Source organism: Streptomyces globisporus C-1027 (assembly GCF_000261345.2).
GTDB classification, from domain to species: Bacteria; Actinomycetota; Actinomycetes; order Streptomycetales; family Streptomycetaceae; genus Streptomyces; species Streptomyces pakalii.
This window is the reverse complement of record NZ_CP013738.1, coordinates 3,647,872-3,661,755: the sequence shown is the minus strand read 5'-3', so window position 1 is coordinate 3,661,755 and position 13,884 is coordinate 3,647,872. Positions and strand designations below refer to the sequence as shown.

The following is a 13,884-nucleotide window of genomic DNA, read 5'->3' as shown; positions in this document are numbered from 1 at the left end:
ACGACCGGCTCCCCTCGTACGGCAGGTGGGACCCATGACCGCACGCCAACTGCTCACCCCCGATCTCCCGCCCCGCTGTGCCACGCCGGACCTTCCCGGAGCATGCGTCCCGACGGGGTCGCCCACGAGGCCTCACGACGTGCCGCGGTCGCCCCCTCGTCCGTCATCCACGGCGACCCGGTCCCGGCTCCGGTCCCGGGAGTGACGCGCTGCGGCCCGACGTGTGGTGTGCGCACACCACACGTCGGGCCGCTGACGTTCAGTGCGGGATGGTCACCGGCCAGCGGCTCGGGAGCCGCAGTTGGTGCCGTTCTTGCCCGCCACCTCGCCGGAGATCTCGCCGCGCCAGGTCACGCACAGGCCGCGTGCGTCGAGGTAGACCGGGCCCGCGTACGTGGTGAAGTACCCCGTGTCCGTGACCGTCGTGGTGGGCGAGGCGAAGCCGAGCGAGGCCGTCATGTGCACGGCCTTTCCGGGCTTGTTGCGGATGGTCACCACGCAGTTCTTGCCGGTGGCGGAGTTGTACGTGAGGAAGACCGTGCCCTTGGTGCCGATCTGCGCGGAGTTCACCACGGCGTAGCCGCCGCCGCAGACCCCGTTGTACTGCGCGGCGGCGGCCTTCGGTGCCGCGGTGGCCCGCTGGGCGGCCGGCTCGGCCGCGACGGCGACCGGAGCGAGCGCGACCGCTGCGCAGGCGGTGGCGGTGACAGCGGCGCCGATGGCTGCCGCGCGTCGGATGTCGATCATGTCGTTTCCCCGGTTTCTCGATGCGTTCCCTGCGTGACGCCTGGTCGGGCGCCCGGCTCCTCACGCCGCGAAGTGGTGTGAGTCACACCCTGTCGGACAGGTCGTGACGCGGAGGAGTTGTGCTGTTTGCGCGCTGTTACGAATTCATGACACAGGGGGGCAAGATCACCTTTATTGATCGGTTGCCCGGTGGCCGACGCCCGGTGGCCGGTGGCGATGAGTTCCGGGCGCGTCCGGGGTCTCATACGGCAGACCCGGTCAGGACGCAGTCGAGTGGAGGCAGCCGTGAAGAGCGACGAGAAGCGCGGGATCTGGCGCATGGTGCACGCCGAGCGCGCAGCGCTGGTCGATGACCTCGCGGGGCTGGAGGCCGACCGGTGGGCGACGCCGTCGCTCTGTGCGGGGTGGACCGTGCACGATGTGGCCGCCCATCTCGTGGACACCGCGCTCACGACCCGTACCGGCTTCGTCGCCGGGCTCGTGCGGGCGCGGTTCGACTTCGACCGGCAGAACGCGCGCGGTGTGGAGCTCCGGCGCGGGGCCTCGCCCGCGGAGACGCTGGAGCGGCTGCGCCGGGTGGTGTCGCGGACGACCACGCCCCCGGCCTCGCTCGACACCCGGCTGGTCGAGGAGGTCGTGCACGGCGAGGACATCCGGCGGGCGGTGGGCCTCGTCCGCTCCTATCCGCAGGAGGCCGTGGTCCGGGCGCTGCGCCTCCAGGTGCGGACTCCGGCGTCGTTCGGCGGGGCGAGAGAGGCGGTGGCGTCCGTCCGGCTGACGGCGACGGACGCCGACCTGTCCATCGGGGAGGGGCCGGAGGTGGCGGGCCCCGCCCTGTCCCTGCTCCTGGCCGTCTCCGGCCGCCGGGTGGCGCTCGACGACCTGGACGGGCCGGGGGTGGGGGCGCTCGCGGGGGCGGCGGCCTGAGGCGGCACCCGGGGTGGGGCCGCGCGCGCGTTCTCCGGGGCGGCGCCCGGGTGGTCCCGTGGGACGACCCGGGCGCCCCCTTTTCTGGATGACGTGCACCCGACAGAATCCAAGGGTTACCGCCCGGTCAGGCCCGGCCCGGTCCGGCCCCCCCCCACGGCCCTTGGAGGCACCCGCATGTCCACCCCCGCGCGCACGCCCGAGTTTGCGTCCCCGTCCCGGCCCTCACGCAGAGGCTTTCTGGCCGGTGCCCTCGCCGTGTCCGCCACCGCGATCGTCGGTACGGCACCCGCCGTCGCCGCCACCCGGGAGAAGGCCCGGGCGGTCCGGGGGACGCAGGACTGGATGGCCGCCCTGCCCGACGGCACCGCGCTCCAGCGGCTGACGATCCCGGGGACGCACGACTCGGGGGCCCGGTTCGGAGGGCCTTGGTCGGAGTGCCAGAACACCACGATCGCCCAGCAGTTGACGAGTGGTATCCGCTTCCTCGACGTACGGTGCCGGCTCATCGACGGCTCGTTCGCGATCCACCACGGGGCGTCGTTCCAGAACATGATGTTCGGCGATGTCCTCATCGCCTGCCGGGACTTCCTCGCCACCCGCCCGACCGAGACCGTGCTGATGCGGGTCAAGCAGGAGCACTCCTCCGAGAGCGACGCCGCGTTCCGGGCGGTCTTCGACGACTACCTGGACCGGCGGGGCTGGCGGTCCCTGTTCCGTCTCGACTCCACCCTCCCCGACCTCGGCGGAGCCCGGGGCAAAGTGGTGCTGCTCGCTGACAACGGCGGTCTGCCCGGGGTGCGGTACGCGGACCCGGCGCTCTTCGACATCCAGGACGACTACATGGCGGAGCCGTTCGCCAAGTACCCCAAGATCGAGGCCCAGTTCCGCAAGGCGGCCGCGCAGCCGGGGAAGTTCTACATGAACTACGTCTCCACCGCCGCCCTGATGCCGCCCCGCTGGAACGCCGACCGGCTCAACCCGCAGGTGCACTCCTTCCTGGAGCGCGCGGAGACCGCCGGATGGACCGGGCTCGGCATCGTCCCGCTGGACTACCCGAACCAGCGGTCCGGGCTCGTCGAGTCGCTGATCCGGCACAACCCGGTGGGGTGAGGTGCGGGGCGGGCGGGCCGGAGCCCCGGCGCGCCCGTCCCCATCGGCCGCACCGGGCGGAATGTCAGGCGGTGCCGGACGTCAGGTTCTTCTCACCCCGCACCGCGCGCATGTCCTCGACGAACAACTGGAAGAGGAGTCGCGTGATGTCGGTCTTGCCGATGGAGAGGCTGAACGGCTCCTTCTCCTCGGGCTTCAGGCCGATGTACCCCGCGAGTGCGCCCTCGCCGCCGGCTGCCTCCGGGAACGGGTTGTCGGCGCTCTCCCGCGTCTTCCTGATGTGGTACGGGGTTCCCTTGTCCCCGGAGATGGCCATGTAGTCCGGCGAGAAGAGGAGCTCGTGGGCGCCGGGCTTGAGCGTGAACTCCACGGTCACCTGGGTGTCCTCGTTGGTGAAGTACTCGTCGGCCTGGCCCGCGTCGCCCAGGTGGTTGCTGATCGGCATGATGCCGGCCTCGCCCTTCTCCACGGCCCCCCGGAAGCGTTTGGAGATTCCGGCGGTGTCCTCCTGGGAGGTGATCCACTCCTCGGTGAGCGCGGCCAGGCCCTTCCACTCCATGATGGCGTTCGCTTCTTCCGCCATCATCGTGCGGTAGAGCTTCAGGCGGCCGGTCTCGCCCTTCTCGGCGAGTGCCTTCAGCTCCGCCAGGAGCCCGGGGCCCACCGAGGCCAGGATGTCCTCCAGCTTCCGAACGGGCGCCTTCGCCTTCTTCTTCTTGCCCTTCTGTTTCGGCGGAAGCAGCTGATGGCCCGCTGTTTCCATCTCGCCCTTCCAGTGACCTGCCCCGAGCATCTCCTGAGGATTACCCACCCGCTGCACCGCCGTCACCGACGCCGTCACCGACGCCGTCGCCGGAGCGGGGCGGCCGGACGTGGCCGGCGCCCGCTGCACGTCCGTACGGGCCGGGGCGGCCATCACCCGGCGCGCGTTGGCCTCGGCGGCCCGCTCGAACCGGTCGGAGGGGTCGGAGACCCTCAGCCCGCCGCCGTTGTCGGTGCCCGCTACCTGTCCCTGGCGCTGCTGGATGACGTGGGTGAGCTCATGGGCGAGGGTGTGCCGGTCCCCGCCGCCGTCGCCGATGACGACATGGCTGCCGGACGTGTAGGCGCGGGCGCCGACCTCGGCCGCGGAGGCCTTCGCGGCGCTGTCGTCGTGGACGCGTACGTCGGAGAAGTCGGCGCCGAGACGCGACTCCATGTCCGTGCGGACGGCGTCCTCCAGGGGACGGCCCGAGGTCCGCAGGACGTCGTGGACGGCGGAGCGCTGCACGGCGGACCGCCGGGCCTCCTCGTGACCGCAGCCCGCGCCGTGCCGATGCCGCTGCTGGTCCTGTCCCTGCTGCCGCTCCTGGTCCTGTTCCTGGCTCTGCTCCCGCTGCTGGACCGCGGCCCGGCGCAGCATCTGGACGGCGACGGCGTTGCCCACGGTGGACTGGAGGGCGAGGAGCGGCTGAGCCCCCGAGGGGGCCGCCCCCTGCCGGGCCGTCGCCGACTCCTTCGCGGGGGTGGCGACGGCGGCCCGCTCCGGCCCGTCGTCGGAGTGACCTGCCCTGTCCTTGCCCTGTGCCCGCACAAAGAGCCCTTCCCTCGATCAGCGACGTACCTTTCTGGATACAGGGACGGCCCCCCGAACGGCGAGGTCCCCAGGGGCAGAGACCACCGCCCGAAGGGGCAGGGGCGCACGCACGGTGGCCGGGGCGGGCCTGCGGGCGGAACGGCCCCGAGGGCGGAAGCCCCGCCCCTCACATCTCCGGCGGCGGCGTCGGCGCTCCCGGCAGCGTCAGCGCCGCCACCGTGCCGGGGCCCCCGTCCGGGGCCGGGCGCAGAGCGATCGTGCCGCCCGCCTGGTGCACCGTACGGGCCACGATCGAGAGGCCCAGGCCCGAGCCGGGGAGCTGACGGGCGGTCGGGGAGCGCCAGAAGCGTTCGAAGACGTGGGGGAGTTCCTCGGCGGGGATGCCGGGGCCCCGGTCCCGTACGGTCAGCTCGCCCCGGTGCAGCCGCACGTCGATCGTGGCGCGCGACGGGCTGAACTTCACCGCGTTGTCCAGGACGTTGACGATCGCCCGCTCCAGCGCCGCCGGCTCCGCCCGTACGTACCAGGGGGCCAGGTCCTCCGTGATCGTCAGCTCCGGGCCGCGCAGGCGGGCGCGGCGCAGGGCGGAGCGGGTGATCTCGTGCAGGGCCACCACCTGGAGCGGGCCCGGCTCGGCCGCATCCGGGCGGGCCAGTTCCTGGAGGTCGCCGATCAGCGCGGCCAGCTCCGTCATCTGCGCCTTCACCGACGCCATCAGCGCCTTGCGGTCCTCCGGCGGGATCACCCGGCCCGTCTCGTCGCTGCGGGCCAGCAGCTCCACGTTCGTCCGCAGCGAGGTCAGCGGGGTGCGCAGCTCATGGCCCGCGTCCGCGATCAACTGGGACTGGCGGTCGCGGGAGGAGGCGAGCTGGGCGGCCATCGAGTTGAAGGAGTGCGACAGCCGGGCGATCTCGTCCTCGCCGTCGACCGGGATGCGCACGGTCAAGTCCTCCGTGCGCGCCACGTGTTCGACCGCCTCCGTCAGCTCGTCCACCGGGCGCAGCCCCGCCCGCGCCACCCACAGCCCGGCCGCGCCCGCGCCGACGACGCCGATGCCGCCGACCAGGGCCAGCACCCAGGCGAGCGTGGACAGCGGTGCGTCGATCTCGCTGAGCGGGCGGGCCACCGAGACGGCCAGCTCGTTGTTGGCCTGGCCGGAGCTGACCACCGGCGGCAGTTTGCGGGTGTAGACCCGCATGTCCTCTCCGCGGTCGTTCTCCGTCGTGTGCAGGGCGTCCGCCTTCCGCCCCGCCGCCACCGCGATGTCGCTGGCCTGGGCGGGGACGGGCGTCGTGTTCGGGGCCGTGCAGTAGTCGCCGTTCGCCGCGACGATCTGCACGGTGTACTGGCCGGGGAACTCCTGGGCCGGCAACTGCCCGCCGCTCAGGCACGAGGACAGCAGATCGCGCATCGGCGCGTTGTCCATCTTCGCGTTGCGCAGCGAGTCGTCGAGCTGGTCCTCCAGTTGCTCCCGGGTCACGAACCAGCACGCGACCGCGACCGCCGCGACTGCCACCGCCACCGCCGTGGCCACCAGCAGGGCCAGCCGGGAGCGCAGCGGCAGCGCCCGGAACCGGCGCAGCGGACCCCTGCCCCGCCGGCCCCGCCCGCCCGTGACCGCCGTCGACCCGCCGACGCCACCCTGCTCCCGCCCGTCCGCGACGGGCGTATCCCCGCTCACGCCTCCCCGCTCCCGCCCGTGCGCAGCGCGTAGCCCACCCCGCGCACCGTGTGGACGAGGCGCGGCTCGCCGCCCGCCTCCGTCTTGCGGCGCAGGTACATCACGTACACGTCCAGGGAGTTGGAGCTCGGCTCGAAGTCGAAGCCCCAGACGGCCTTGAGGATCTGCTCCCGGGTCAGCACCTGGCGGGGGTGGGAGAGGAACATCTCCAGCAGGGTGAACTCGGTGCGGGTCAGCTCGACCCGGCGCTCGCCCCTCGTGACCTCGCGGGTCGCCAGGTCCATCCGCAGGTCGGCGAAGGACAGGACGTCGTCGTCGGGGGCCTCCGCGCCCGCCGCCGCTGCCGACGCGTAACTGCTGCGGCGCAGCAGGGCGCGGATTCGGGCGAACAACTCGTCCAGCTCGAACGGCTTGACCAGGTAGTCGTCCGCCCCGGCGTCGAGTCCGGTGACCCGGTCCCCGACGGTGTCGCGGGCGGTGAGCATCAGGATGGGCGTGGTCGAGCCGGTGGCCCGGATGCGGCGGGCGGCGGTGAGCCCGTCCATCCGGGGCATCTGGATGTCCAGGACGATGAGGTCGGGGGCGTACGCCTCGGCCATCGCCAGGGCGTCGTACCCGTCGACCGCGACCTGCGTCCCGTACCCCTCGAAGGCGAGGCTGCGCCGCAGTGCCTCGAGCACGGCCGGCTCGTCGTCGACGATCAGGATGCGCTGGGGATCGTCTTCGGCGGGGCTCATCGCTGTCTCGTCCTCTTCTCGTGTCGACCGGGGTCCGTCCGCCCTGCGGGGGCGCTCTCAGCCTTGCACGGTCAGGAGCCGTTCCCCGCGCGCAGGGTGTCCAGGTCGGCCTTGAGCGTGTTCACCGGGATCGCGAAGCCGAGGCCCACGCTGCCCGCCGAGGAGCCGCTGCCCGCGGCCGGGGAACTCGGCGCGTACATCGCGGAGTTGATGCCGATGATCTCGCCGTCCATGTTGATCAGCGCGCCACCGGAGTTGCCGGGGTTGAGTGACGCGTCGGTCTGGAGCGCCTTGTAGGTGGTGGTCTCCTCGCCCGTGTCGCCGTTGAACTGCTGACCGCCGAACTCGAACGGCCACTCCTGGCCGCCGCCCTGCCGGCCCTGGCCCTGTCCCTGGCCGGAGCTGCCGGAGTCGTCCTTGGCGACGGTCACATCCCGGTCGAGCGCGGAGACGATGCCGCTGGTGACGGTGCCGGTGAGGCCCTCGGGCGAGCCGATCGCCACGACCTCCTCGCCGACCTTGACCTTGGAGGAGTCGCCCAGCGACGCCGTCTTCAGGCCGCTCGCGCCCTGGAGCTTGATGAGCGCCAGATCCTTGTCGGGGTCGGTGCCCACGACGTCGGCGGTGTAGGTCTTGCCGGTGGAGAGGGTGACCTGGATCTGCTGGGCGCCCGAGATGACGTGGTTGTTGGTGACGATCTCGCCGTCCTCGGTGATCACCACACCCGATCCGGTGGACTTGCCCGCCGAGGAGGCCGCGCCGATCTCCACGATCGCGGGCGAGACGGCCTCCGCGACGCCCGCCACGGTGCCCTTGCTGCTCTGCGAGACGGTGGTGCCGTTGACCGCGCCGCCCGAACCGGTGGCGGCGGCGTCCTGGCCGTTCAGCCGGCCGACGAGGGTGGCGGTGCCGCCGCCGATCACGCCCGCCGCGATCGCCACCGCCGCCAGCAGCGCCACCGGCCGCTTCGCCTTGCGCCGGCCGGTGGTGGGGGCGTACGCGGGGGGCGGCGGGTAACCGCCCGCAGCGCTGTTGTACGCCGTGCCGTCATACGCGGACGGGGAGGAGTACGGGTACGAGGTCGGGTCCTGGTCCGTCGAGTGCGCGCCGCTCGGGCGAAGGTTCTCCGTCATGTCCATCAGGCTGGTCGGCGAAGATGAGAACGGCCTGAGTACGTCCTGAGAAGCCCGGAAGAACCGCGTATGCCCGCTGTAAAGACCACAGCGGGCATACGGGCAAGCGGGTCAGGCGGACGCGGAGGGCTCCCCGCAGCCGCAGGAGCGCCGGACCACCAGCGCGGAGGGGAACTGCTTCAGCCGCTCCCGCCGCGATCCGGAGACCCGCAGCGCGTCGTCCAGCACCAGGTCCACGGCCGCCCGGGCCATCGCCGGACGGTCGGAGTACACCGTGGTCAGCGGCGGATCGGTGAGACCCGCCTCCTTCACGTCGTCGAAGCCCGCCACCGCCAGCTCGCCCGGCACGTCGATGCGCAGCTCACGCGCGGCCCGCAGCACACCGAAGGCCTGGTCGTCGGTGGCGCAGAAGATCGCCGGCGGCCGGTCGGGGCCCGACAACAGACCGAGGGCGACCTGATAGGCGTCGTAACGGTTGTACGGGGCCTGGAACAGCCGGCCCTCCGTGGAGCGGCCCGACTCGTGCATCGCCCGCCGCCAGCCCTCGACGTGGTCGGCGACCGGGTCGCCGACCGACGGGGTCTCCTCCGTACCGCCGAGGCAGGCCACGTACGGGTGGCCGTGCTCCAGCAGATGCCGGGTGGCGAGCTGGGCGCCGCCCACGTCGTCGGTGACGACGGCGACGTCGTCGATCGCCTCGGGGCGCTCGTGCAGCAGGACGACCCGGGCGTCCCAGGCCTCGATCTCGGCGGCGGCGCGCTCGCTGGGGCCCTGGCTGACCAGGATCAGACCGGAGACCCGCATGCCGAGGAAGGCCCGCAGATAGTGGACCTCGCGCTCGTCGCGGTAGTCGGAATTGCCGACGAGCACCATTTTCCCGCGCTCGGCGGCGGCCTGTTCGACCGCGTGCGCCATCTCCGCGAAGAACGGCTGCCGGGCGTCCGGCACGATCATGCCTATGAGGTCCGTGCGGCGCGAGGCCATGGCCTGGGCGACCCGGTCGGGCCGGTAGCCCAACTGCTTGATCGCGGCGAGCACCCGCTCGCGCGTGGCCGGGGCGACCGGCCGGGGTCCGTTGTTGATGACGTAGCTGACGACCGCGGTCGACGTCCCCGCCAGTCTCGCCACATCGTCCCGCGTCACCTTGGCCACGCGCGGCAGTCTACGCGGATGGACCTACCTCTTGGCAGCCTCCACCGGGGCTTCTTCCTCTGCCGTGGCCGAAGAGGACTGCTCCGATCGGGCGACGGGCCGCGCTTCGGGGCCGTCCGCCTTCTGCCGTCCGCCCGCGCGCTCCTTCGCCTCCTCCGCCGCGCGCTCGACCTTCTCCGGCACGACGAAGCGGTAGCCGACGTTGCGGACGGTCCCGATCAGCGACTCGTGCTCGGGGCCGAGCTTGGCGCGCAGCCGCCGTACATGGACGTCGACCGTCCGCGTACCGCCGAAGTAGTCGTACCCCCAGACCTCCTGCAGGAGCTGGGCGCGGGTGAATACCCGGCCCGGGTGCTGGGCCAGGTATTTCAGCAGTTCGAATTCCTTGAAGGTCAGGTCCAGGACCCGGCCCTTGAGTTTCGCGCTGTACGTCGCCTCGTCGACGGAGAGATCACCGTTGCGGATCTCCATCGGGGAGTCGTCCGAGGTGATCTGCTGGCGGCCCATGGCGAGGCGCAGCCGCGCCTCCACCTCCGCCGGTCCCGCCGTGTCCAGCAGGACGTCGTCCACGCCCCAGTCGGCGGTGACGGCCGCGAGACCGCCCTCGGTGACGACGAGGATCAGCGGACAGCCGGGGCCCGTGGACCGCAGGAGCTGACAGAGCGAGCGGACCTGCGGAAGGTCGCGCCGCCCGTCGACGAGGATCACGTCGGCGCCCGGGGTGTCCACGAGGGCCGGGCCCTCGGCGGGGGCCACCCGCACGCTGTGGAGCAGAAGACCGAGGGCGGGGAGCACCTCCGTCGACGGCTGGAGTGCGTTCGTCAGAAGCAGCAGTGAACTCATCGCCGCCCACCTGCCTGGTTCGGTCGATCGTGTTGCACGGTTCGCTCGCCCATTACGTCGGTCCTCCTCGTTCCCTGCGAGAGGGGCACTCCCGGGTCGGACCCGGGGGAGTATGCGGCACTGCTTCGTACGTCAAGCGGTTATTGCGTGCGGTCCCGCGCCCCGGGGACCGCTGAGCTTGTGGAAACGTCGTCGTAACAACGCCCGTAAAGCACAAAAGGACCCGGGGGCTGCATTGCCCGGATCCTCTTCGCAGCAGAATAGCCCACATGAGTTCCGTGTCCGAGGGTCGATTCCGGGGTTCCTCTGTTCCCTTGCTCACGCCACCCCCACGATTCGCCACATTGCTGACGGATGACGGCGTGCCGGTCGAAGCGGTGTACGAGCCGTGTACGGCGGGCTTCGGAGCACCCGGCGACCGGGCGGCCGGGGTCCCTGCCGTGACCCCGGCGGCGACCCCCGCGATCGTCGTCGCGCACGGGTTCACCGGGTCGGCCGACCGTCCCGCCGTACGCCGTGCCGCGCGGGTGTTCGCCCAGCGTGCGGCCGTGATCACGTTCTCGTTCCGGGGCCACGGACGGTCCGGCGGGCGCTCCACGGTGGGCGACCGCGAGGTGCTGGACCTGGCGGCGGCGGTGGCCTGGGCGCGGCAGCTCGGGCACACCCGGGTGGTGACGGTCGGGTTCTCTATGGGCGGCTCGGTGGTGCTGCGGCACGGGGCTCTGTATACGGCGGAGCCCGTCGCCGGGGGCGCGGAATCCGCGGCCGGGGTTACACCCGTTCGCGTGCCGGAGCGCGAGGGGCGCATGCGGCGCACAGGGGCGCACTCGGACGCGGTGGTCTCCGTCAGTGCGCCCGCCCGTTGGTACTACCGGGGGACGGCCCCGATGCGCCGGCTGCACTGGGTGGTCACCCGTCCCTCGGGCCGGCTCGTCGGCCGCTACGGATTCCGTACCCGTATCGCCACCGAGGACTGGGACCCCGTCCCGCTCTCCCCGGTCGCCTCGGTCCCGCTCATCGCCCCGGCCCCGCTGCTGCTCGTGCACGGCGACCGCGACCCGTACTTCCCGCTGGACCATCCGAGGATGCTGGCCGAGGCGGCCGGTCCCGGCGGCGCGGAGCTGTGGGTGGAGCGGGGGATGGGCCACGCGGAGAACGCGGCGGACGACGCCCTCCTTGCCCGTATCGCCGACTGGGCGACGGGCGCACCGCCCGCGTGACCCATCATGGAGAGCTGACGCACGAGGCGTCCGACGAACCGACCGACCGAAGGAGTGGCGCCATGGCAGCGGGGACGATCCGCTACTGGGCCGCGGCGAAGGCCGCCGCGGGCACCGCGGAGGAGCCGTACGCGGCGGCGACCCTCGCCGAGGCGCTCGACGCCGTGCGCGAGAGGCACCCCGGCGAACTGGGCCAGGTGCTCCGGCGGTGCTCGTTCCTCGTCGACGGGGACCCCGTGGGGACCCGCGAGCATGAGACCGTACGCCTTGCCGAGGGCGGCACGGTCGAGGTGCTCCCGCCGTTCGCAGGAGGGTGAACCGCAGGCCATGAGCAGCAGCGATCAGCAGTACCCGTATCCGTACGACCCCGAGCACCCGCAGCGGCCCGCGCCGCCGCGGTGGCCCGACGGCACGGCCGGGCAGCACACCGGGCCCCAGGAGCCGGCCGCGTTCGACCAGGGCGGCACGCAGACGTGGCAGGCGCCGACCTGGGACACGCAGTACCAGCCGACGATCCGCCCGGAGGGGGACCCGGGGCAGGCTCAGGGCCAGGGGTACGGACAGGGGCAGGCGCACGGTTACGGGCAGGGCGACGGCTACGGGCAGGGCCAGGGATACGCGCAGGGTCGCGGGCAGGGCCACGGTCCCGGGCAGGCGCAGCAGCCCCAGCAGTACGACCAGTCCCAGCAGCCCCCGTCGTACGGGCAGTCCCAGCAGTCCCCGTCGTACGGGCAGCCGCAGCAGCCGGAGCCGTACGCACGACAGCAGCCCCAGCAGCCCCAGCAGCCCCAGCAGCCCCAGCAGCCCCAGCCGTCCGGGCAGCCCCAGCCGTCCGGGCAGCCGCAGCCCGGACCGTACGCGCAACAGCAGCCGCAGCCCCCGCACCACCAGGGACAGCAGCCGCAGCAGGCGTACCCCTCCTCGGCCGCCGACACCGCCTACCTGCCGCCCCAGGGCGCCTCGGGCTCCTACCCGCTGCCGCCCCAGGGCGCCTCGGGCTCCTACCCGCTGCCGCCCGAGGTCCCGGCCACACCCGCCGCACCGGCCGCCCCCGCTCCCGTACCCGAGCCGGTGACCGCACCCGCGCCCGCCACCGCGCCGTCGGGGCCCGGCGACACCGGCTACAGCGCGCCCACGACGCTGGGCAACACCCGGATCACCGACGCCCAGCGGGCCCGCGCCGAGGGGCGCTCGCCGATCATCGCCCCGGGGATCCAGCCCGCGGCGCTCACCGCCGCGCTCGGCCTGCTGCTCGCGGGCGGCGCGGCGATCGGGACGTACGCCCTGCTCGTCCCGGTGGTGCTCCTCCAGGCGGTGACGGCCGCCGGCTGGTTCCGGCTCAACGGCATGTGGCCCGCCCGCCAGGGCATCGCGCTCGCCTTCGCCGGGGGTCTGGTCGCCGATGTCGCCCTGCTCGTGGCGGGCCGGGAGCACGGCCCCGCCGCGCTGCTGGGCACCCTCGGCGTCTGGGTGCTGCTCACCGTGGTCCTCCAGCTCCGCAGCCACGCGGGGGCGGACGAGCGGATGTACGGCCTGATGGCCACCGTCGTCTCCGCGTCCCTCGCGGTGCTCGCGGGCGGAATGCTCGCGGCGGCCCCGGACGCGGTGGTCGTCGGCGGGGCGGCCGTCGCGGCGGCCACACTCGTCCGCGCCCTTCCGCTGCCCGGCGCGGCCTCCCTCGTGATGGCGCTGGTCACGGGCGTGGGCGCGGGCCTCGTCTTCGGCAATACGACCGGCATCGGGCAGCAGGGCACGCTGCTCGGTCTCGCGGCGGCCGGCTGCGCGCTCATCGGGCTGCGCGTGGCGAGCTACGACTACCCGTCCCGGTTCGTGCACATGACCGCCGGGGTGGCGCTGCCGCTGACCCTGGCCGCTCCGGCCGTCTACCTGGTCGGCCGCGTCCTGCTCTGACCGCCGCCCCCTGTTGCGTATGGCTGCTGACGGCCCCTCGGGAACCACCGGGGGGCCGTCGGTCGTCGATCATCCAGGGCGTCCACTCCTGCCGCAGTAGGCTCACGGGCGTCAGGGGGACCGATCGGCTCAGGGTGGGGAATCGAGACATGCGCGCACTGCGAATACTGCTGGTCCTGGTGGTGGTGCTCGGCGGCCTCTTCCTCGCCGTCGACCGCGCGGCCCTCTGGTACGCCGAGTCCGAGGCCGAGGACCGGGTCACGATCAGCGGGGACGGGCCCGCCACGACGGAGATCTCGATCAAGGGCTTCCCCTTCCTCACCCAGCTCGCCGGATCGCAGCTGGACCGGGTCGACGTCAACCTCACCGGCATGGAGACCAGCGCCGCGGGCCGCACGATCCGGGTCAGCGAGGTCCGGGCCCGGCTGCACGACGTGAAGCTCGGCTCCGGCTACCGCAGCGCGACCGCCACCCGCGCCACCGGCACCGCGCTCGTCACGTACAAGGACCTGACGGCGGCGGCCAGCGACGGCGTCGTCGTGGAGTACGGCGGCAAGGGCAAGGCGAAGGTCACCGGCACGGTCGAGATCCTCGGCCGGCCGATCTCGCGGAGCGTCCTGTCCACCGTGACCCGCGTCGACGGCCACACGATCAAGGTGCGCGCGGACGAGGTGCCGGGCTCGGGTATCCCCGGTGTCGAGGACCTGGTCCGCAGCAGGACCGACTTCGAGGGCGACATAGACGGCCTGCCCGAGGGCCTGGAGCTCCAGGAGGTCAAGGTGACCGAGAAGGGTCTGGAGATCTCGGTGACCGGCTCGGACGTCGCCCTGACCGGCTGATCCGC

General features: G+C 73.0%; 13 protein-coding genes. 6 read left to right on the top strand and 7 right to left on the bottom strand.

Going from position 1 to position 13,884, the window contains the following annotated elements; translation table 11 throughout:
• Positions 1-273: 273 nt before the first annotated feature.
• Positions 274-747, bottom strand: coding sequence for a hypothetical protein (locus WQO_RS15850; protein ID WP_010063616.1), 474 nt, complete (start codon positions 745-747; stop codon positions 274-276).
• 285 nt (positions 748-1,032) lie between these two features.
• On the opposite strand from WQO_RS15850, the gene WQO_RS15845 reads away from it, so the two are divergent.
• Both WQO_RS15845 and WQO_RS15840 read left to right on the top strand, forming a co-directional pair.
• Positions 1,033-1,674: a maleylpyruvate isomerase family mycothiol-dependent enzyme gene (locus tag WQO_RS15845; protein WP_029182625.1), complete on the top strand. Its 642-nt coding sequence runs from the start codon at positions 1,033-1,035 to the stop codon at positions 1,672-1,674.
• Between the two features lie 177 nt (positions 1,675-1,851).
• Entirely contained in the window at positions 1,852-2,787 is a 936-nt protein-coding gene (locus WQO_RS15840) for a phosphatidylinositol-specific phospholipase C (protein WP_029182624.1), read from the top strand.
• A 64-nt stretch (positions 2,788-2,851) separates the two neighbouring features.
• On the opposite strand, the gene WQO_RS15835 is transcribed toward WQO_RS15840, so the two are convergent.
• The 6 genes from WQO_RS15835 to WQO_RS15810 all read right to left on the bottom strand — a co-directional run bounded on the left by WQO_RS15835 (position 2,852) and on the right by WQO_RS15810 (position 9,909).
• Positions 2,852-4,360 carry an eCIS core domain-containing protein gene (locus WQO_RS15835; protein WP_058954002.1) on the bottom strand — a complete coding sequence of 503 codons (1,509 nt, stop codon included), beginning with the start codon at positions 4,358-4,360 and terminating at the stop codon, positions 2,852-2,854.
• A 169-nt stretch (positions 4,361-4,529) separates the two neighbouring features.
• On the bottom strand, positions 4,530-5,945 hold the full coding sequence (locus WQO_RS15830; protein WP_029182623.1) for a HAMP domain-containing sensor histidine kinase: 1,416 nt from the start codon (positions 5,943-5,945) through the stop codon (positions 4,530-4,532).
• A 95-nt stretch (positions 5,946-6,040) separates the two neighbouring features.
• On the bottom strand, positions 6,041-6,781 hold the full coding sequence (locus tag WQO_RS15825; protein ID WP_010063610.1) for a response regulator transcription factor: 741 nt from the start codon (positions 6,779-6,781) through the stop codon (positions 6,041-6,043).
• 71 nt (positions 6,782-6,852) lie between these two features.
• Complete coding sequence (locus tag WQO_RS15820) at positions 6,853-7,920, bottom strand: S1C family serine protease (RefSeq protein WP_010063609.1); 1,068 nt, start codon at positions 7,918-7,920, stop codon at positions 6,853-6,855.
• Between the two features lie 105 nt (positions 7,921-8,025).
• Positions 8,026-9,066: a LacI family DNA-binding transcriptional regulator gene (locus tag WQO_RS15815; protein WP_010063608.1), complete on the bottom strand. Its 1,041-nt coding sequence runs from the start codon at positions 9,064-9,066 to the stop codon at positions 8,026-8,028.
• 24 nt (positions 9,067-9,090) lie between these two features.
• Positions 9,091-9,909 (bottom strand): response regulator transcription factor, encoded by an 819-nt coding sequence (locus WQO_RS15810; protein WP_010063607.1) that lies wholly within the window; start codon positions 9,907-9,909, stop codon positions 9,091-9,093.
• A 269-nt stretch (positions 9,910-10,178) separates the two neighbouring features.
• On the opposite strand from WQO_RS15810, the gene WQO_RS15805 reads away from it, so the two are divergent.
• The 4 genes from WQO_RS15805 (at position 10,179) to WQO_RS15790 (ending at position 13,879) form a co-directional block, all read left to right on the top strand.
• Positions 10,179-11,129 carry an alpha/beta hydrolase gene (locus tag WQO_RS15805; protein ID WP_237274134.1) on the top strand — a complete coding sequence of 317 codons (951 nt, stop codon included), beginning with the start codon at positions 10,179-10,181 and terminating at the stop codon, positions 11,127-11,129.
• A gap of 62 nt (positions 11,130-11,191) precedes the next feature.
• On the top strand, positions 11,192-11,446 hold the full coding sequence (locus WQO_RS15800) for a MoaD/ThiS family protein (protein ID WP_010063605.1): 255 nt from the start codon (positions 11,192-11,194) through the stop codon (positions 11,444-11,446).
• A 10-nt stretch (positions 11,447-11,456) separates the two neighbouring features.
• Positions 11,457-13,040 (top strand): hypothetical protein, encoded by a 1,584-nt coding sequence (locus WQO_RS15795; protein ID WP_058954001.1) that lies wholly within the window; start codon positions 11,457-11,459, stop codon positions 13,038-13,040.
• Between the two features lie 149 nt (positions 13,041-13,189).
• Complete coding sequence (locus tag WQO_RS15790) at positions 13,190-13,879, top strand: LmeA family phospholipid-binding protein (RefSeq protein WP_010063602.1); 690 nt, start codon at positions 13,190-13,192, stop codon at positions 13,877-13,879.
• Positions 13,880-13,884 lie beyond the last annotated feature (5 nt).

Coding starts and splice junctions, on each gene's coding strand:
- WQO_RS15850 (WP_010063616.1), bottom strand. CDS start 747: ATGATCGACATCCGACGCGCGGCAGCCATCGGCGCCGCTGTCACCGCC.
- WQO_RS15840 (WP_029182624.1), top strand. CDS start 1,852: ATGTCCACCCCCGCGCGCACGCCCGAGTTTGCGTCCCCGTCCCGGCCC.
- WQO_RS15790 (WP_010063602.1), top strand. CDS start 13,190: ATGCGCGCACTGCGAATACTGCTGGTCCTGGTGGTGGTGCTCGGCGGC.
- WQO_RS15805 (WP_237274134.1), top strand. CDS start 10,179: ATGAGTTCCGTGTCCGAGGGTCGATTCCGGGGTTCCTCTGTTCCCTTG.
- WQO_RS15820 (WP_010063609.1), bottom strand. CDS start 7,920: ATGGACATGACGGAGAACCTTCGCCCGAGCGGCGCGCACTCGACGGAC.
- WQO_RS15800 (WP_010063605.1), top strand. CDS start 11,192: ATGGCAGCGGGGACGATCCGCTACTGGGCCGCGGCGAAGGCCGCCGCG.
- WQO_RS15825 (WP_010063610.1), bottom strand. CDS start 6,781: ATGAGCCCCGCCGAAGACGATCCCCAGCGCATCCTGATCGTCGACGAC.
- WQO_RS15810 (WP_010063607.1), bottom strand. CDS start 9,909: ATGAGTTCACTGCTGCTTCTGACGAACGCACTCCAGCCGTCGACGGAG.
- WQO_RS15795 (WP_058954001.1), top strand. CDS start 11,457: ATGAGCAGCAGCGATCAGCAGTACCCGTATCCGTACGACCCCGAGCAC.